General features: G+C 34.0%; 20 protein-coding genes, 1 pseudogene and 3 riboswitches. Of the genes and pseudogenes, 2 read left to right on the forward strand and 19 right to left on the reverse strand.

The window, feature by feature from the left end:
* Positions 1 to 84: 84 nt before the first annotated feature.
* Positions 85 to 498 carry a hypothetical protein gene (locus JFV29_RS19780; RefSeq protein WP_201185931.1) on the forward strand — a complete coding sequence of 138 codons (414 nt, stop codon included), beginning with the start codon at positions 85 to 87 and terminating at the stop codon, positions 496 to 498.
* Positions 499 to 577: 79 nt separating this feature from the next.
* On the opposite strand, the gene JFV29_RS19785 is transcribed toward JFV29_RS19780, so the two are convergent.
* From JFV29_RS19785 to JFV29_RS19795, 3 genes are read right to left on the reverse strand one after another with little or no spacing between them, the layout of a single operon-like run.
* The gene (locus tag JFV29_RS19785) at positions 578 to 1,267 is read right to left on the reverse strand and encodes an ATP-binding cassette domain-containing protein (protein ID WP_201187962.1); all 690 of its coding nucleotides are present in this window, start codon (positions 1,265 to 1,267) and stop codon (positions 578 to 580) included.
* A complete protein-coding gene (locus JFV29_RS19790) occupies positions 1,267 to 1,644 on the reverse strand; it encodes a GntR family transcriptional regulator (protein ID WP_201185932.1) in 378 nt (125 codons plus the stop codon). The genes JFV29_RS19785 and JFV29_RS19790 overlap by 1 nt, the downstream gene beginning before the upstream one ends.
* Before the next feature lie 3 nt (positions 1,645 to 1,647).
* A complete protein-coding gene (locus JFV29_RS19795) occupies positions 1,648 to 2,436 on the reverse strand; it encodes a hypothetical protein (protein ID WP_201185935.1) in 789 nt (262 codons plus the stop codon).
* Positions 2,437 to 2,590: 154 nt separating this feature from the next.
* On the opposite strand from JFV29_RS19795, the gene tagU reads away from it, so the two are divergent.
* Positions 2,591 to 3,520: a polyisoprenyl-teichoic acid--peptidoglycan teichoic acid transferase TagU gene (tagU, locus tag JFV29_RS19800; RefSeq protein WP_201185937.1), complete on the forward strand. Its 930-nt coding sequence runs from the start codon at positions 2,591 to 2,593 to the stop codon at positions 3,518 to 3,520.
* A gap of 459 nt (positions 3,521 to 3,979) precedes the next feature.
* Here tagU and JFV29_RS19805 read toward each other — a convergent pair whose 3' ends face one another.
* The 16 genes and pseudogenes from JFV29_RS19805 to JFV29_RS19880 all read right to left on the reverse strand — a co-directional run bounded on the left by JFV29_RS19805 (position 3,980) and on the right by JFV29_RS19880 (position 19,568).
* Positions 3,980 to 4,438 (reverse strand): hypothetical protein, encoded by a 459-nt coding sequence (locus JFV29_RS19805; RefSeq protein WP_201185938.1) that lies wholly within the window; start codon positions 4,436 to 4,438, stop codon positions 3,980 to 3,982.
* Positions 4,439 to 4,557: 119 nt separating this feature from the next.
* Positions 4,558 to 5,085: a VanZ family protein gene (locus tag JFV29_RS19810; protein ID WP_201185940.1), complete on the reverse strand. Its 528-nt coding sequence runs from the start codon at positions 5,083 to 5,085 to the stop codon at positions 4,558 to 4,560.
* Positions 5,082 to 5,225 (reverse strand): hypothetical protein, encoded by a 144-nt coding sequence (locus JFV29_RS19815; protein ID WP_201185943.1) that lies wholly within the window; start codon positions 5,223 to 5,225, stop codon positions 5,082 to 5,084. The genes JFV29_RS19810 and JFV29_RS19815 overlap by 4 nt, the downstream gene beginning before the upstream one ends.
* A 298-nt stretch (positions 5,226 to 5,523) precedes the next feature.
* Complete coding sequence (locus JFV29_RS19820) at positions 5,524 to 5,661, reverse strand: hypothetical protein (RefSeq protein WP_157444003.1); 138 nt, start codon at positions 5,659 to 5,661, stop codon at positions 5,524 to 5,526.
* Positions 5,662 to 6,331: 670 nt separating this feature from the next.
* On the reverse strand, positions 6,332 to 6,469 hold the full coding sequence (locus JFV29_RS19825) for an anti-repressor SinI family protein (RefSeq protein WP_201185946.1): 138 nt from the start codon (positions 6,467 to 6,469) through the stop codon (positions 6,332 to 6,334).
* Positions 6,470 to 6,489: 20 nt separating this feature from the next.
* Positions 6,490 to 6,571: riboswitch (cyclic di-GMP riboswitch) on the reverse strand.
* Positions 6,572 to 6,708: 137 nt separating this feature from the next.
* A riboswitch (cyclic di-GMP riboswitch) is annotated at positions 6,709 to 6,775 on the reverse strand.
* Positions 6,776 to 6,896: 121 nt separating this feature from the next.
* Positions 6,897 to 6,977, reverse strand: a riboswitch (cyclic di-GMP riboswitch).
* Positions 6,978 to 7,314: 337 nt separating this feature from the next.
* A complete protein-coding gene (locus JFV29_RS19830; RefSeq protein WP_201185947.1) occupies positions 7,315 to 9,114 on the reverse strand; it encodes an ABC transporter ATP-binding protein in 1,800 nt (599 codons plus the stop codon).
* A 276-nt stretch (positions 9,115 to 9,390) separates the two neighbouring features.
* On the reverse strand, positions 9,391 to 9,873 hold the full coding sequence (locus JFV29_RS19835) for a lasso peptide biosynthesis B2 protein (protein WP_201185948.1): 483 nt from the start codon (positions 9,871 to 9,873) through the stop codon (positions 9,391 to 9,393).
* A gap of 31 nt (positions 9,874 to 9,904) precedes the next feature.
* On the reverse strand, positions 9,905 to 10,210 hold the full coding sequence (locus JFV29_RS19840) for a lasso peptide biosynthesis PqqD family chaperone (RefSeq protein ID WP_201187964.1): 306 nt from the start codon (positions 10,208 to 10,210) through the stop codon (positions 9,905 to 9,907).
* Positions 10,204 to 11,142 (reverse strand): aldolase, encoded by a 939-nt coding sequence (locus JFV29_RS19845; protein ID WP_201185949.1) that lies wholly within the window; start codon positions 11,140 to 11,142, stop codon positions 10,204 to 10,206. Before JFV29_RS19845 ends, JFV29_RS19840 begins: the two co-directional genes overlap by 7 nt.
* Positions 11,143 to 11,241: 99 nt before the next feature.
* Positions 11,242 to 11,367: a paeninodin family lasso peptide gene (locus tag JFV29_RS19850; RefSeq protein WP_141521422.1), complete on the reverse strand. Its 126-nt coding sequence runs from the start codon at positions 11,365 to 11,367 to the stop codon at positions 11,242 to 11,244.
* 78 nt (positions 11,368 to 11,445) lie between these two features.
* A complete protein-coding gene (locus JFV29_RS19855) occupies positions 11,446 to 13,383 on the reverse strand; it encodes a lasso peptide isopeptide bond-forming cyclase (RefSeq protein WP_201185950.1) in 1,938 nt (645 codons plus the stop codon).
* Positions 13,384 to 14,213: 830 nt separating this feature from the next.
* A pseudogene (locus tag JFV29_RS31765) lies at positions 14,214 to 14,318 on the reverse strand (transposase); the annotation flags it as partial.
* Between the two features lie 157 nt (positions 14,319 to 14,475).
* Positions 14,476 to 14,649, reverse strand: a complete 174-nt coding sequence (locus JFV29_RS31770) for a transposase (protein WP_201187968.1) — start codon at positions 14,647 to 14,649, stop codon at positions 14,476 to 14,478.
* Between the two features lie 699 nt (positions 14,650 to 15,348).
* Positions 15,349 to 16,581, reverse strand: a complete 1,233-nt coding sequence (locus JFV29_RS19870; RefSeq protein ID WP_201185951.1) for a nucleotidyltransferase domain-containing protein — start codon at positions 16,579 to 16,581, stop codon at positions 15,349 to 15,351.
* 1,657 nt (positions 16,582 to 18,238) lie between these two features.
* A complete protein-coding gene (locus JFV29_RS19875) occupies positions 18,239 to 18,727 on the reverse strand; it encodes a hypothetical protein (RefSeq protein ID WP_201185953.1) in 489 nt (162 codons plus the stop codon).
* A 310-nt stretch (positions 18,728 to 19,037) separates the two neighbouring features.
* The gene (locus tag JFV29_RS19880) at positions 19,038 to 19,568 is read right to left on the reverse strand and encodes a hypothetical protein (RefSeq protein ID WP_201185955.1); all 531 of its coding nucleotides are present in this window, start codon (positions 19,566 to 19,568) and stop codon (positions 19,038 to 19,040) included.
* Between the last annotated feature and the right edge of the window lie 223 nt (positions 19,569 to 19,791).

A 19,791-nucleotide genomic window follows, 5' to 3' on the forward strand; every position in this document is an offset into this window, starting at 1 on the left:
GGTATCGGTCTTTCCTTTATTATTCGATACATTCTCTTGGTTTTTTTTAGATGCAACCAATACGAAAAAACTCCAAATACTAATTTGGAGTCATACAATTTACCTATGATATCCCTTCAGCCACCCGACCACCGATTTTCCACTACTTTCGCGGAGGTCCTCGACATTTTCCTTGGCGATGATCTGGCCATCCTTAATCAGAATGACTTCATCAAGAATTTTCTCGAGAATCACTCACCTTCATCGGATGAGCTTTCAGCCGAACTACTCTCGTTTGATGAGCTTTCAGTCGAACTACTCTCGTTTGATGAGCTTTCAGTCGAACTACTCTCGTTTAATGTGTTTTCAGTTGAATTACTTTCATTTGAAATTGTCATTTTTCCTTTAGCCTCCAATAGTTATTTATACTTTAATGCTATCCGTACTGCATATATATGCGCCTTCTTTCTAATAGTGACTTTGCTAATCGCCCATTTTAAAGTAATCTATTTTAATTAGATTCAAAGGCCTTCTCTTTTTCAAACAAAAAAACCTCGGAAAACTTTTCCGAAGCTACTTGATTATTTTCCCTTCATAATTACCTATGATGTCCCTTCAACCACCCGACCACCGATTTCCCACTACTTTCGCGAAGGTCCTCGACATTTTCCTTGGCCATGATCTTCCCATCCTTAATCAGAATGACTTCATCTAGAATTTTCTCGATTTCCTCAATTTCATGAGTCGTGATGATGACCGTTTGCTTTTCAAAATCGATATAAGACAGCAAACTACGTACAATCGACTCGCGGACCATAACATCCAACCCTGAAAATGGTTCATCTAATAGCACGACCGGAGCATCCCGTGACAGAGCGAGCACTAATTTAAGCCGACCCCGATTACCTTTCGACAGCGAGCGTACCTTCTTCCGGACATCCAACTTCATGAATGCCAGCATTTCGATTGCCTTATCCCGATTAAAATCAGCAAACTGCGATGCATGAAAATCAATATACTGACCCACCGTAAAATTAGGATAGAAAAAATCAATCTCAGTTAGATAAGAGACTGCCGAGGCAATCCTCCTGCTCACCGCCACTCCTTCGACCGTCACAACACCATGATCCGGTTTCGCCAGACCAGCAATCAGCTTGAGCAAGGTCGACTTACCGCTTCCATTCGCTCCTAACACCCCGTAAATCTTCCCCACTTCAAACGTGAGCGAAACATTATCCAGGGCAACGACGCTTCCATACTTTTTCGTTATTTCACGCAGTTCAATTATCATTCTGCTTCCCCCTGCTTCATCAAAAATTGTTGTACTGCTGCCAACATTTCTGTTCTGGACAAGCCGATTTCTTTCATGTTTTCAACGAACGTTTCAATAACTTCTGTTTGAATCCGGGTACGCAGTGAAGCAATCAACTCCGGATCATTTTTAACGAATGTACCTTGCCCCCTTCTCGTCTCCACAATTCCATCCCTCTCAATCTCGGCGTAAGTACGCTGAATCGTATTCGGATTGACCCCCATCTCAACAGCCATTTCGCGAACAGATGGCAGTTTTTCGCCGCTTTTTATCTCGCCACGCACAATCGAATAACAAATTCGATCGGCTACTTGTAAATAAATTGGTTTTGATGCATGAAAATCCTCTGACATCAATCACACCTCAATCTTTCGGTCTAGCAGCCAACATGCCGCGAGAAACAATAGCACTAATCCAATAACATCCAACCCGCTTGTTAAAAGTGAAATATTCCCCCCGCCTTCTAGATAAAGCTCCAACTTGAATTCAGACATATTCATTGAAGAACCACTCATCGCAGGTATTAACCATATTTCATCTAGCTTCTGATAAAAGGCCGTATTCACAATACTATCCCGAAGCATAATTATCCCTAAACATAGAACAGAAACAAACAGCCAACGAAGATGTTTAATAGAATGAAACCGGGCGAGCGCATGATATACCACCCATAAAAACAGTAAAAACACGGCAATTAAAATACTAACTGTTAACATAAACGCGTCTATCTTAAGTAAGCCCATTATTCCCAACTTATTTTCCACCTGAAAGTCTGCCTGAAAATAACTCACCGGTATCGTCGATGCCACAAAAATAAGACAGGAGGAAAAAATAATCGAAACCATTTGAAACAGAACACTCGTCAATAATTTACTTCCAAGCAAAATTGCCGACGACTGAGGATTGTAAATCCATAACTGTGTCTTCCCGTCAGAATTCAAACATCCAAAAATCAGAGAGACCATAATAAACGGTTGCATAATCATGATCAACCATGTGCACATATAAAAAAGACCTGCAACTTCCCAATACCTGGATGCTAAAAAAGAAATAAACACTAACCCCCCCTGTACAACCAACAGCCAGAGCAGAGCATTTTTCCCAATCAGCCACTCCTTTTTCATTAAACCTTTAAATGAATTCAACTTCTCAACCCCTTCACCACTGTGTTAGTTACATAGTACACAGTAACACCAAAAATTGTCAAAGGTATTATAAAATAACAAAATAAACTATTCTTTTAAACTGAAATTAAATATAATAGACTAAGTGATTACAAAACGAGGAAGGAAGTAAGATATGAGAAACGAAAAAAAGAAGAAAAAGAAACGGACATGGCTGAAAGTAGTCGGAATTGTCGTCCTTCTTATTATATTAGGCGGTGGGGCCTTTGCCTTCTCCGTATGGAATGCCCTAACAAAAACTGTAGAAACGATGCATACGCCCATAGACCGTAACACGGATAAACGAACTAAGGACCTTGCCCTATCAGATCAGGAGCCCTTTTCTATACTCATGCTCGGTGTCGATGAACGAGATGGCGACAGAGGCCGTTCTGATACAATGATCGTCTTAACCGTTAATCCACAAAAGAAATCGGTTAAAATGCTGAGCATCCCGCGTGATACACGCACCGAGATTGTCGGACACGGTACACAGGATAAAATCAACCACGCGTATGCATTTGGCGGCGCGGCAATGTCAATGGATACTGTCGAGAACTTCCTCGATATTCCGATTGACTACTATATGAAGATCAATATGGAAGGCTTTAAGGATATCGTTGACGCTGTCGGCGGTGTGACTGTGCAAAATAATTTGGACTTCAGCTCTGATGGTGTTCATTTCGCAAAAGGTACGCTTACCCTTAATGGGAAAGATGCGCTAAGTTATGCACGAATGAGACATGATGATCCGAATGGTGATTTTGGCCGTCAATCCAGACAACGCTCCATTATCGAGGCTGTTATCAAGGAAGGCGCAAGCATTTCATCCTTGACGAAATACGATGAAGTTTTCGGTGCACTAAGTAAAAATATTCAGACAAATTTGACGTTTGATGACATGATGGACATCCAAAAGAACTACCGGGCCGCAAGCAAAGACATTTCCGAATCATCCATTAATGGCACTGGAACGAAAATCGACGGAATCTACTATTATATTGTGTCGGAAGAAGAACAAGAAAAAGTTCAAACCGAATTAAAAGAACATTTAGCCATAAAATAATAAATAATAAAAAAGCTGTCTGGACCCGCATCCAGACAGCTTTTTCATTTTCTTCGTCCAATATTCTGACAAAAAACGGACATCAATTGTAGAGATTTGTTGGAATCTTTGTTGTTTATTAGGCGCAAAAAGACGGTATAATCTAGTATGAGTTGAATATTCCTTTCTTCTACTTGAACCTTTTTTATCACTAGACACTATTATTCTTTGGACACGAAATTATGTTAAATATCCTTCATATTCTATAACAATCATAAAAGGAGTGAATTGTATGAAAATCAAGGCAGGTAGTTGGACAATGCTAAGCAAACAGGACAAAATGTTTATTCTGAAAGCCATCAGTGATCGCTCTAAAATGAAATATGTTTCATGAGAAGGAAAACTGTTGATTTCCTAGGTATATACCCTCTCCATTTTCAATAATTAAAAGAATCTTAAACCTCGAAAAAGGAGAGGAATCTATTCAAAACGATAATCCCATAACAAACGCCATTCGTCTTTTTCCTTTACCACATAGCAATCCTGTTCTATTGTAAACACGCCAAAGCGAGAATCGAAGACCTGTGTTACAGGAATCATATAGGCAGTTTTATGCACTTTTCCATCCTTAGCCAGGCTCCAGTTCTTCACTTTCTTTGATCGCCCTACATCATACTGAAAGGTTTCCACTTCCATATGCGACATAAAAACATGGGCCCGATTTTGCACATAATCACCTCGATTCGGGAACCGCAGCTTCATTTCAGAACTTAATAAATCCCATGATTTCCCGAACTCCGCCCCACTCTCATACTCATAAAAATCCTCCACCAAGCGTACAGGGCCACTCGGCCAAAGAAAAAAGATACAACCTCCTACAGCTAAAACTAGGAGCATACTTGCCAATATTCCTTTTGGACTCTTATTTTGTCTTTTCATCTTTCATCACCTTCACAAAGGTCATTGCTATAATATATATGGGATAAACGATAAAAAAGAAGCATGTTATTAGACATACTTCTTAAGTATTGTATGGGTACGGTTTCAGGGGAGATTTCTTATTTATAAGGAGTTGAAATATAAAGGGAAATCATTGAATGACGCTTTCGCCGTCGATTTATTATAAGAAAGCATAAAATACCTAGTAATCCACCAAATGTATCAAGCATAACATCCTGCCACAAGGGGGTACGTCCACCTGTGAATTTTTGATGCAGTTCGTCCGCACTAGCATAAAAAAGGACACACAAAAGAGCACCTAAAGACGAAATAACGCCGTTTTTTACAAAAGTGCGCCAAACACTAATCGTCAAAAAACCGAACACAAAAAAGATAATAAGATGGGCACCCTTTCGAATAAAAAACTCCAAAAATCCAGCCACTCCAGCTGTATGAACACTCACCTCAAGCCCACCATACATAAATGAAATACCACCGAGTTTTTCATACAAAAACGGGGTATTTAACTGTCCTAAAAAGGGAGAAATCCTTTGCTCCTCATACGTCTGTGAGGAAAAAAAGAAGATTAACATGGCCCATAAAACGAACAAAGCTGGGATTAACCACTTACGGAACTTACGGATCATATTCTATCATGTTCCTCAATGATACCGCTTAGTTTTTCCTTAAGATCTTCCACAAGATCATTTACTGTAACATCCTGCTGAAACTCGCCTTTTGTATACGTATCTATTAATATATCAATAAAATCCATTAGAATATCCACTCCAATTTGAATAGAGCCACTATGTAAAACAGTTGTACTAAACCTATTTTTCTAAAATAAGGAATATAGCTCTTTTAATTGATAATCACATATAAAAAGTGTATTGGCAAGCGGAAATAAATTCAAAAAGGGTAAAATCAGAATTTTTAAAGAAATATTAATAGAATGATCACAAAAAGTTCATAACTGACGGATTATTAATATCATCAGCTGAAAATATGTAGTTCATTAGGTGTAAAAAACAAAAGAAAAAGAAATCAAAAAGGACTGATCTCTCAGCCCTATTTGATAAACACCCTTATGATCGACCAAGAAAAAAAGTCAATAAAGAAATCAAGATTAAAGTAATAGTAATATAAGACCCAATAAAAATTTTCTTGCTTCTTTCTTTCTTTTCATAAACTTCCTCGAACGTAATATATTTATTTTTTGTCATCAAATTCTCCTTGTATTTTGATGGCAGCTTGACATCGCCTTCGCGAAGCCCTTTTAGCTTTTTCTTTATATTGTAGTATCGTCAAATATACAAAAATATTAACTGTTTTATTCACTGTTTCTTTGTTGGGCATTTATATCTATTCGTCACTTTCTAGTCTACTATAAATCATACAAAATACATTAATTCAAAATATTCCAATATACCAATTACCCTATTATGTATCACAAAAAGAATTATCTTCTCTTTTTATTTAAAATAATACCACTTCTTTGTACTCACTACCTTCTTCATATTAATCCAATAAGAAAACGCTTACAATAGTACTATATACTTATTATCCTAATTTTTCATTAAATATTTTACTACTTGTTGAAAAGTCTTAGAGCCGGAACATTTTAGTCAGGAAAAATATCTAATTATATCCGAATATTCTATAGAAATATTGGTACTTACAATTTCCGAACAATACTATAGGGAACTAACAATATATTGTGCTAATCTATTAGAAACTCTTAGATATCAGCTCGCGCAAAAGACTAATTTTGTTGATAGCAGATCGCTTCATCCGCAAGATTTTAAGTTATAAGAAAGAAAACAGTAGAATCCAGTTCATAAAAAAAAGGCTGAATAACAGCCCTTCATAGTATCTAAATATCTTTTTGTTTTCCTACTTCCAATTCTTATGGGGTTGATTATTCAAGTTCTGTTCATTCTGAATAAACTCTCGCACTTCTTGAATGGAAACCCCTACACTTTTTGCTTCCAAAATTAAATTAATCCATTCTGCATCCATTTTTTTCTGCATATCTTCTTTTTCACCCTATTTGTGGTAACACAGCCGTCTTAGCATAGCCTTAGACCTGTAATTTTGCGTCCCTACTTTTCAATAGGTTTGCCCTTCTCAAGAGTATTGAAAATTTCACATAATCTTCTTACGATGGTGGTTAAAAACCATGATAAAGAAACTTCCATTATCTGAAAGCCTTTAATGGGTGTCCAGATTTCTCTCATTTGAATTAATGTATAAATTCATTTCATCCTTTTTAAGGTAACCCAGCCATCCTAGCAAATACCTTAGACCTGTGGTTTTGCGCCTTTACTTATCAATTTTTAGATTGAGATTAATTATACTTAATAAGTTAACAATTGTTAATAGGTAACTATTAATTACTTTATTACAATTTCCTACAAAATTTCAATTAGTAAGTAATTTAAATGTCTTCTTAAAAATCTTAAGTGCTCACCGACTTTGCATTGCCTTAGACCTGTAATTTTGCGTCCCTACTTTTCAATAGGTTTTGCCCTTCTCAAGAATAAATTAATACTTTGAAGAAGCCATTCCGACTTTTCCTTTTTGTAGACATTAGGCTTGTTGCTTTACCGTTATATAAGTCGATATTCACCTTTAATATTTTTTGAAAACTTCCGCTTTAATACGCTAATAAGGTTAATTATACATAAAAGGTTATCATGTGTTTAATAATATTTATCGTCTTTTCCCTACAATATTTTCCATGTGAATCATTAGTCTTACTCGTATTCAATACCTATCTTTTGCACATTTTTGTTTTAGTCTTCACTAAAAAGAGCAGTCCGCTTAACAGACCATTATAAATGGGCTGACAAGCGGACTGCTCTTAAACTTTAAGGTTACACACTTGATTCTATTTGGATACCTAGTAAATTGCTAAACATTCCTCTTTTTTCACTCGCTAGTTGGTTATATTCACCGACTTGAATGATTTCCCCCTGATCCATTACCAATACTTGATCCGCATTACGAATCGTCGATAACCGATGAGCAATTACAATAATGGTCATGGTTCCTTTTAATCTTTCGATAGCGGCTTGGATCTTCGCTTCATTTTCCGTATCTAATGCACTTGTTGCCTCATCTAAGACAAGGATAGATGGTTTACGTAATATGGCTCGAGCCAGTACAAGTCGCTGTCTTTCTCCTCCTGACAGTCGAACTCCACGGTCACCAATGAGCGTGTCTAGACCTTGTGGAAGCTTACTGACGAAATCATCAGCTGCAGCGAACTCTAAAGACTCCCAAATGGATTCATCGCTTGCATTAGGGTCAATAATCATCAAATTTTCCCGTATAGTTGCATTAAATAGAAACGGATCCTGAGGTATATAACTAATCGATTTCCTTAGTGATAATAAGTGATCACTAGTAAGTGGGATATCATCAATACTGACCTCGCCCCGATCAGGTTGATTTAATCCCATTAAAAGATCAATTAAAGTACTTTTTCCGGCTCCTGATCTGCCTACGATAGCCGTCATACGGTTAGAAGGTATGTGAACATTTATATTTTTAAGTGCATACGTACTTTCATTTTGATTATACCTAAAGTAGACATTACGACAATCTAGCCCATGTTTAATTTCAATAGATTTAATATTTTTATAATCTGAATTATATAACTCTCTTGCTTTCCTACATTCATTTTGTAAATCTAACAATGCCTTAAAAGATGGAAGAGTAGATCCTATTTGCTCTAAATTAGATTGGATACTTGTAAACCTTGGCCATAACCTTGAAAAAATAACCATTATCAGCATTAATTGTGCTGGCTGGGCCATGAACATCTTTATCGAAAAAAAGACAAAAATCGCAATTAAAAATGCAGAAACAACCTTGAAGATCATTTGAGAAGTTGTATTTAATGTAGTTAACTTAATTCTGTTTTTTTCCATTTTTTCAGTTAAGGAAAGAAACCAACTCAAATGAGAATCTTCTAATGAATTACTTTTGATATCCTTCATTCCATTAAGGTGATCCGTAATACCCGCTAAATATGTTTGTGTTAGTTGAAAAGTTTCTTTTCCTAAAGACTGAGACTTTTTGATAAATTTCCTGGAGAAGAAGATTAGGATCAATCCAAAAACGATTATAAAACTAGTCATAGTAACAGATAAATAAAGCGCTATACAGATTTGAATGAAAGTAAAAATAAGAGAAGATAAAAACTGTAAGAATAAATTAATTCCCACACTAACATTGAATGTTTCATTTGTCATGATGTTGATGATATCAGATTTTCTCTTTTTCAGGTAAAATCCCCAATTTACTTGCAACAAGCTTCCATAGGCCTCATCTCTTAAATGTCTAATAAAACCTTGTTGGATTTTCACTCCTAAGATTGTTTGATTCCGCTTAAAAATACTTTGTCCAACCATTAATAACACGTAAACTCCCAGTATCAATATTAGACTAATCGTTTCAGGAATTCCTATGAATAATTCATTAACCCAACTTAAAAAAGGAACTTCCTCTGTACTAATATCTAAAATACCGGTCAATCCAATCAACGGGATTAATAAGAAAATTCCTACACTCTCTAATAAACCTATTAAAATCATACAAATAAGATTGATATATAGAATTTTCCCAGAATAATCATGTATCCGCTTGGTAAAATGCAAGAGATGCTTCAAAATCATATCCTCCTATCACAGAGCTTGTTTCTTTTTTATCCCGAATGTCTACATAGCATTTTGCCATATTGCTGAATTACGACATTTGAAGGAAAGGTATTGGGGCACATTGTAGGTTTATAAACACTTCTACCTAATGGATATAATAGAATAAGAATGGGGTTGGTGATTCGTAGAAATAGAGATTTGTTTCTTTATATACTTTCTATTATTAACAACCGTTTCTGGAGGAAATCTAGTTAAACGTTCCCCTTGTTAACATAGGTATCGAGAACGTTAACTAGATTCTTGTTCTTCCAGCTTTTCAACATTGTTCTCTTTAGCGAACTTAGAAACGACCGTGAACCTATCCATCACTTCAGCACCGGTTATATAAAAAGGACCGCTACGTAGCCAAGCATGTGCAATGAGTTCTCCATTCTCATCTTTAGCTGTCCCTAAATAAAGAGTACAATCAATATTTCTTTTCTCCAGCATTTTCATACCAGCCATTGCCTTTACTAGGCATTGGCTTTCCCAAAAAGTATAGCGGCTCATTATATGAATAGCTCGCGATATACTGGCTAAAACCACTTTATTCGATGAATTGGAGGTATATGATGTCTCTTTCATTTGTTCACCTAGTGAAGGAGCAACTTTTGAAAATGAGATACTCTTAAGAAAACGGGCTCTACCTAAATGTAAAAAGGCCTCAATAAGCAGCAGCTTTGTTTTATAATTCAATCGAAGAAAAATACGAGCTTTCTTTATGATATTCATTGTTTCCTCCTAGAGCTAGAAATTCATGATACTAGGAATTGATTCTATCTTCTATTTTAACTAGGCCGTGCTCTAACAATTGATTTATAAAGTCCGTGACTTGTTCCTCACACTCGGTTTGAGCTACATCATATTGAGACTGTAATGTTGTAACTAACTCATGTATCGTAATGGGCTCCTTCATTAGATCCCATATTTCTCCACCCAATTCACCTAAATTATAATACTTTCCTTTTTGAACACTTAACATCACTTTTTCTCCATCCATGTCACTTGAGATGTTACCCTCTCTTTGTACAATTGCTTTTTCTAACGTAATTTGTTGTGTTTTCAAAATAAAGAATCCTCCTCGTTTATATTTTCTAATATTTGAGATACAAGATGATTTACTGTAAAACCTGTGTTAGGTCGTTGTAATTGATACATTTGAATTTTTTTTACAATATTGACTGATTCAGTAAAATGCCACTCCATCAAGCCTAACCGGGGAACCAGAAAATTTCGATAAGTATGATAATACAAAGTTCGGAATCGTTCTAATTGATTTAGTTTTTGAATGGTAACTTCTCCATGTTCTGTTTTTACTAATTCAAACACACCTACTAGAGGTAAGGGTTCATTTGAAAAGCTAGAGGTAATTGGAATTGCGTATTTTGTTTCCCTTTCAAACAAAGGCTGGTAATCTAGATTATCCATTCCAAATGCATTCAAACTTTCTTGCCAAAGTTTTTGTTGAGGGTATGTGGGTGTTATAAAGGGTATATTTTCTTTTGAAAGAGAAATTGGCAGAATATCATCACTTAAAAGCTGAAATCCTTCTTTTAAAAAAGCGGCAGCAAGTGTTGATTTTCCAGCTCCTGAATCACCAACGAACGCATATGCCTTCCCATTGATATTTACTGCACTTCCATGTAAAGGTATCACTTTTTTCTGAAGTAAGATAATCCCCATACATGTTCCAAGAATATATAGTCGAATTTGATCCTCATCAGAATTTGATATAGGTGAAACGGTAATTTTCTTTCCTTCTTGAATCTTAAATATGGCAATGCCGGGAACTTGAAACATAACCATATGATCCTCAACAACATATTTTTGTTTTGGCAAAAGAACTTGCTTCTCCCAAAGCTCTGATAAATCCCCGTATTCAATTTCCACATCGGTCATGTCCTTGGAAATTCCGAGTCTGGGTACTTCAGGAAGGGGTATTTCACTAAAAAGGTTCAATCCGAAAGCTCTATAACCTAAATTTTGTACAATCTCTACCATCTCTTTCACTCCAAATACTAGAAAAATTAATCAAAGCCCTTATACCTTAAAAACTGTATAAGAGCAATTATTACTAGGGGAAAACAATCAAATCTTTAATTAACTATGGTGAACCATTTCATCTGGATCATTCTGCACACCATCAGGGATGGTTATACCAGGACCTCCCATAGTCATGTTAATGTTAAGTACTTCTAATTTTGGAGTTTGCCATTCTTTTTTCATTTTTGTCACCTCCCTTCAATGAGGTTATTTAATAGGCTCTGTTAAACTATATGGTTGATTCTCTTTTTTCAACCATCATCATAAACTTAGCCTTTTAAGAAAACGATAAACAATTAATCCTCTCATTAAAATTCTAAATTCAGAATCAAAGGCAACATTAGGCTGGGGTTCTGTGCGAAACTTGTTAAGTGCCTTCTTAATTGCTCCCATATTCAAAAAATTAGCTATAAACGGATCCTGACTAAGCTGTTCCACTTCACCAATAAATGCATTCCAGTTTGGGAGCATTCTAGCAATGGTATCTGCACCCTGAACTCCCCGAGTTTTCTGGTTTAATCTAATGTCATCAGGCAAATACCCTTTTGTGGATCGTCTAATGAGTGATCGATCTAAACCATTCTGCACAAATTGTTCCAAAGGAAGGGATAAACAAAATTGAATAACTCGTAAATCATTCGTAGGGTCATGTCCCTGTAATGAATACAGCAAGGATAATTTAGTTCCACTTGTTCCCGTTGTATTCCACATATTCAGATAACCAAAGTGATTTTTCCTAATCTCATTAATATTTGTAGGATTAACGCCCATTATATTGATTCCTTGTTCCTCTAGTTTAGAAAAAACTTTAGTTCTCCGAGCAAAATCATCATTAATTAATAATGGCGAATCATCTTGATTATTTGCTTTGATATTAGGATGAAAAGGATAAGCCTTTTTTCCAATCACTTTCATTACTCTCGATCTTTTTACTCCCATATTTTTGCTATAAGAATTTACTTCATGATAAAGGCGGATCCATCTCATTTTTCTTAATAATAAGGCATAGTAATCAAAAGTCGGTCCCCAAGAAATTGAAAAATTTCCCCTTGCACCGTTTAACAATACTCCTATTCCAAGCTTGTTAGCCTCTTCATATATCCCCTTCACCCAGACAGAATTTTCAAAAAACTTATAGGGCATTTCCATTATTTCTAGCCAATCATCTAGTACTGATAATGAGCTTTGGCCTTCAAACTTTAAATACCTAGCATTGATATTTCCAACATGATTAACTGTAGATTTAATAAGTGGTCTCTCATCTGCTAATCGTTGTTTTGGGGTCCAATCATCAAATTCATCAATAGGGATAGAGCTAAAGGTATATAATTTTTTGTTTTGGTTTCGGAGGGTATTTGCAGCAAAGCTGACAACCGATCCTGAATCCAATCCACCGCTTAAATTGGCTCCCACTTTACGGTGTGTACGTAATCTCGAAGTAACTGCTCTTTGAAAAACATCTCTAAAAGCCTCTTCGTATTCGTTATTTGATTTCAAGTGCAATTTCTCACTATTTACCACGGAACAATATCTCGAAAGCATTACTTTATTTTCTACTATTGATATTGTATGGGAGGGAGGTATTTGATCTATATGTTTATAGACTGTCGAAAAAGCATCTACAGTATCATTCATCCCTGGAATTGCTAAAAACTCCGCTAACCACTGCTCATTCAGTTTTTTTTCGATATATGGTAATTTAAGAAGAGGTTCAATAGTTGTACAAAAAGCAAATTTCTCATGATTTTTGTGATAATAAAGAGTTCTACTCCCTGCGAAATCTCTTGCCCCAAATAACTTTCTTTTTTTCTGATCCCAAATCATAAATGCAAAGTCACCGATTAAATGCTTAGGAGTTTCTTCACCCCATTTTTGATAACTTAATAGAATAAGTTGACTATCAGTTAGAATACTTCTATCTATTTTACTAATATGTAGTTTGTCGAATAATTCTTCACGATTATCAATAATAGCGTCAGCGGTGATTGTACACTGCCTTTCAGGATCGTGGAACGGAAGCTGTTCACCTACAGATTCAGGAGTAATCCATTGAGCGTGGCAACCGAGAAAAACCTTTTCTGAATGCCATATTTGGATAGAATCAGCAGGGTATTTCTGTAAAGCCGTCATTAGATTACGACCATACTGGAGATTTACAGGCTCTTCATTCAAATGATAAATACCGGTTATAGCACTCATGTTTTCCCCCTGCTTACTTTGTTATGTATATAAATTTCATAGAGTACTAATATATTGTTTCGTTCTAGATTTCTATGTAATTTCAGTAGAATACTCATAGGGTGACAATTATTTTCAGTCCATTAAATTCGAAAAAAATGTAAGTTCAAAGTTCATCACCATTCACTATTACTTTATCTTCCTTCGATGTTTGTTAAAAACCTTGATGAAAATACTTCTATCATCTGACCTAAAAAACTTAACCCCAACTAATTTTAGAGGTGTCCATATTTCTTTCATTTGAAATAAAGGCATTAACATTTACCCTTTCTTTATCGACTCAGGCAACCGCCTTTGAGTTATTTGTGTTCAAAATCTTTAGATAAGCGTATCTCCCTCAACGTATGAATAAAGAATATTATCGTACTATTTCGAGAACTATCTGTTCTTTATAACGAATTATATAAGCTAAAATTACCACCTATTTATGCCTATGTCAATAACTTTTAATCTATATATATAAAGCCTATCCTAGTCCTTGTTATCTTCTTTGAATATTAGAATACCTATCATTCATAAATGTTTTTATTCCTTTTCCCTTCATAAAAGTTCAATACTCTTTATTTTGTATAATCCCAATCTTGACATCATCAAATCTTATTAAAAACCATGTCATTGTTTAAAGTATCATCAAAAAAAATAAAGATATTTTCTTATAGTCGTTCATTTATTTTTTCTTTGAACATCTCGATCAGATCTGATAGAACTTGATCAAACCCTTAATGGCAACATGTAAGCTAGTTATGATTCTCAAACTGGGAGATAGGGAATCTTTAAAGGGTAAAGGGATTCTTCGTTTGGAATTGTTTATTGAGTTTACTATATTTCTTAATCTGTATATTAATAGATTCAATTAAATTAGTGGAATAGATGCTTCTCCAAATCGAATTTGGAAACTATAAAATGTAAAGATATAGGGGTCTTACTGTAAAGATTTTATCACTTTTTACATCGTTTTCCAATTTTCCACATAAGTTAGAATTGCTTTTTTTCTCACCGCTATAAACCAATTTGAAGTCTTCACAAATATCTCCACTGTCAGAAACACGGACTTTATATATTATGTGAAATATAGACGAAGTACGATTGATATTTTGCATCTGGATAGATAGAGAAAAGACAATATGTGCAGCCCTTTAAGCCATCCGTAATAAACAAAAGAACTTCCTCAACACCTCGCTCTTGTAGGTCCTGTAGAACTTTCTTCCAAGAATAGTGATTGTTTATTCTACAAACTCGGTATGGAGTGTACTAAGTAACGCACTGTTTCTTGAATTGCCAGAGTTGAATCCAATTCGATCATACTTTTTCAATCTAAAAAGCGGTTAATTCTGTCGCTGATAACGTATTTCTAAATTATGAAATAAAGGATAATGTGTGCTAATCGTAAGTATTACATTCAATATAGGAACACTTTTGTTTAGCTATTCGGTGTGACAAATAAGACCAAAAAGGAAAATTGCTAGTTTGTAAAAGCAGATAAGACTCAGGTAAAACAGATTAGAAACTATAATCAGATGTCAAACATCTACGCTAAGGTTCTTCAGTAATCTAAAACGGACGGCATATATTTTTTTAGAAGAATATTATTGCGGGTTGTATAAAACATAATTACGGAGAAATCATTTTGGCGCCAACGCTGACAACTGTAAAAACCCACATTTAATATGTGGGTGATTCACTCAATAAAAAAAGATTGTATATAAATTTAAAAGTTGGGGAATTAAATGCAAGTCATGCAAAAGTCATCTAGAAATAGTTCAACTAATTTTAATCCATCAAAATTAGTTATGAATAATATCAAAAAAAATAGAGTTAGAACTCAAGCAATATAAAGCTGCAAATACAGAATTATGCAAAGAAAGATTAAGCTCTTACAAGAGAAAAATCCATTAAATAAATTCAATTATTTGTCACCTTTCATTTTTATACACTCTGTCTCCTTGTCTTTCTCCAAGCCCATAAAAAAGGGCGTAACGGAAAGTATAAAAAATAAAGTGGTTTAGGCAACTTTAATATTACTGAATCCTCATGACTTGGATAAAGTAATTGTAAAACGAAAGATATCTTCTGCAGATTCGATTTCATTGAAAACAAATAACGGTTTACTAAGGACTTTTGCAAATTCAATTTCATTAAACCACTACTATTGTTTACTAAATTATCATTATATTGGTTTATTTCTAAATCACCCATTTCCACTATATAAAAAATAGATAATTGAGCTATTTTACTTGTACGTTTTCTTGTACGTTTTCCTGTTGATATTGATTTCATCTCTTCAGGGATTGGGGTATTCAATAACCTATTAGCTAATATAGTTGCTTGTCCTATATTATTGTAATGTAGATATTTTTTTAGAAGTAAATTAATATTTTCTTTATCCTTTCTTTTTCTTATTATTTTATCAATATCAACTAACCACCGAAGCCTGAACCAACCATGCCTTGCGCCATGAGCAACAAGGTAAATAAACAAATCCTCTTCACCAAAAAAATGGACTGGATAGGTAGTTAGTGTACTAACCCTTTTTCGTTCCCACAATTCATCAAAATTTGGTTCTTTCCCAGGTGAAGGGTGAAGTCTCCAATGTATTTCAATCTGAACTTCTTTTTGAGGATGGAAGTATGTAACGTGATGTGTCATCCATCTCCAATTGTCAAATACTGCTGAAGATTCCTCTCTCTCGTAACCATTATACAAAAGAAGCTCTTCTGCCTTACTTATGTCGTTTATTGGTACTAAAATATCTAAATCCTTTGAAGTTCTTAACGATATATCCCCGTAAATATCTTCAGCAATAACTGGTCCCTTTAAGAAAAGAAGACGAATATGATTTTCAGTAAATATTTTACTCACAATTTCCATTTCTGCCGCTAATCGAAGCATACGATATGTGTTTTCTATATATTTTTGGTTCAAAATATTGATAACACGTGATGGTATCAATTTTTCATCGATCTTTTTGATCTTTAAATAAATTATTGGGTAAACACGATGATGTTTTGCTAATTTAAGGAATAACTCCCAATCAATATCTTTTACCAATTCTTCTTTTAGCGTCCAAATACTGTCATCATGTTCCACCTTCAAAATATCAAGTAATAATCTTAACTCCCTTGATATCATAGATAAATTCAAACTGTAATTTATATTCATTATTTCTCCTTCGAATTTTTCATTCTCAAGTACAAAAAATATAATTCACTTGCTGTAATAAAACTAACTCAACCTACCAACCCTCTTACTCTTGGTTCTCTTATATCAATAATCACAACTTAGTTTTAATACCTTCTTTAATACTTTTTTCAATGTAATGTTATACCTAAATCTATATTTTAAATAAAAATCAAAAAATTTATAATATTGATAATTTTAACACAAATTTATTTATTGTCTCAATATATCTTTTCACAAATCCCAAACTGGCCCAAAAATTTCATAATAAATAAGACTATTTTTAATATGTTATAGTCGGCTCTTATACATTTAAAAATAAAAAGAATGTTTCTAGATAAAAAATTACTCATATGGGATACAACGGAGTAATCACCAAGAAAAATGCCTTATTTCTATCTTTGAGCAATATCCAGAAGATGACCAATAAAAGGTAGAAAAAACCATAAGATTATCATATTATTAAAAGATTAATAGGTAGGTATTTTTTTCGAGCAAAGCCTCCAACATTAGTAAAATTATAGCCATACGCAGAAAGTCATTCAAAAAGTCTTTACCCTCTTGATTTCCAACTCAGACACCATTTCCTATTCTACTGAAGTAAGGGCCGATATTATTATAAACAGAGCTGCTAATAAACAATCTATTCAACACGATGCACCGTTATGTGTAGATGTTTTTTTAATAAAGTGGAAAACCCGAACGATTATTGAACTGGTTGTGATCGGAATCGACAACTCTATACTATGAAAAAAAGAAAGTATCGGTATGGGAATATCATTTGCGACCAGAAGAATGAGAGAGCTAACGGTGTTAATTTGTTAATAATAATAATTTGGATACGTATGGAAGTATAAACATTATTTTAATAATAAAAAGGTACTATACCAGATCAAATATTATTTTCCCCAAAAAATATTAGCTTTTTTAGATAACGCGGTATAAGTCATTCAACAAAAATTTTTGGAGAACCAGTTAGCACAATTAAAGACATTACTAATAGTCATGATGTGCCCTTGATAGTAATAAGAGCAAGATAGAGTTCATCCAATACTTTTAGGGGCTTGTTGAATAAAAGAGAATGAAGCTAACAAGAATTCCAGAAAACACAAATAACTTTCTTACCATTATTATATCCACAAACTGAAACTACCTGTTCTCTTACTGAATATAGAGAACAGGTAGTTATTATTTAGTGACTGGAAACTAAATGGTTAATTCATTTTATGTCTAATAGTTTTAAATTGGAGAATATTCAAAACACGAATGGACAAATCACCAGATTGAACTTAACTTCCCGAGAATCTTAAGGGTAACTAATCACTTTCATTCCCATTTGGAAATCAGAATTCAGATGGTTTACTTGAAAAAATTTTATTTCCGAGGTGGAAAATAGCTCCTGAATCATTTTATCCTTCGGTGATAGATAGTAAACAAAAAGAAAAGCAGTCTAAATTTAATTTACTTATACATACAATCTTTGATAATTACCACTTAATTGTTTCATCATCCATAAGACATGGAAAATCAGCTAAAGGGTAGAACGTTAAATTAACTTCTCTAGGTTATTCCTAAGTGAAAAGGAGTACTAAGTTTTTGAACCCAGCTTAATCTTAAATAATAAACCTTTTTGATTTGATCATTTCTTAACTTCTTTATGTTCTCGAAAAACTAGTAAAAATAATAAAATCATATGCATCCCATATAATGTTCTAAGACTTCCAGTAAAAAACAAAAAAGGAATCATAAACAATAATAAAGCTATATTTTTCTTTTTACTTGTCTCAAATCCAGTTAACAAAACTAAGGAATATAGTATAGTTCCAATAGTCCCCAAACTCGCCAACATAGTTGGAATAAACCCATGGACATCTGTTGTTCCTAAACCTACCCCTACAAACGGGGAATTCTTAAACAACTCCAAAGCGTTTGTTATTGACATCATTCTTGAACCCTCTGAACCAAGTCCTCCATTGCTCAACAAAGACATTATACGCTCATTATAATAAGTGAACAACGCAAAGAGTGATGGATTTATTGCAATAAAAATACCTACACCAACAACTATGAACGAAAGAAAATATAATTTAGGCAAAAGTATTTTCTTATTACTAAAGATATAAGCCACTATAAATAAAAGAGAAAGAGAAAATCCACCGAAGGATCCAGAAGAGAAAATAACATACAAGAAGGCAATCAAAGATAAAGAACGTTTTTTTCTGAAAATATCGGGTTAGTTAATAGAACAAGTATAGGGGGAATGAAGGAAAACGCCAAAATACTTGGTTCATAAGTTAATCCCTGTAAGGCCGCAGAGCCACCTCTTTCAAAATTAACCACCACTTGACTCTGGGCAACCCCAAAAATCATTGAAGTAAAGTCAATGAACATTGTAGAACCAAATAATGTTTTTGATATTTGCTCAATAAAACAAACTCCTACAAAAAAAGTCCTGAATTCACTACAAATCGCTTTAGACTATCTAATTTTTCATTATCCTTTAAAAGATATTTGTCAAGTATTAAAAACAATAATAAAAACATCGATATTCGTATAATTCTTAAGATATGAGAAAAAGAAAATGCTGCAGGTGTTAATCTATCAATTCCACGATATATTCTGTCCCAACTATAACCTATGGGCAAAACATTTGGTGGATTAAAAGTAAAAATCAAATGCATATATCCGATAAAAATTGAAAACAATAATGCTCCAGCAAACAGTAATGAACGCTTAGGTATTTTAGTGTTTTTGATAAAAGGCAAGCCTAATAGAATTACCAGAACCATCAACACTTCAGCATATTCAACTTGAAAACCTCCTAAATTTGCGAAGTACCCAATTTGAATATTAACCGAAAAGACAACTAACACTTTAATAAGATACATAAAGTACCCATTATAATTACGATGCCTAAACAATCCTATTAACAACAAAGCAATAAGAAAGGCACTACCAAATGTAAACAATATTTCCCCTCCATCTATTTCTATACATTTACAACAACAAGACAAAATTAACTTTTTCACTTTCATTCATTAACGGTTTCTCTTCTCGTCTCTGGAAAATAATCCATATGTCTAACTCGAAATTAACACTAAAAATCGTGAGGAAAAACATCATCTTTAAAACAAGAGTCGTAAGTACAAATATACTATACTTTATTATACTAGAAGGATTCTTTTAGTTGTT

Source organism: Peribacillus sp. TH16, from assembly GCF_016651095.1.
GTDB lineage: Bacteria > Bacillota > Bacilli > Bacillales > DSM-1321 > Peribacillus > Peribacillus butanolivorans.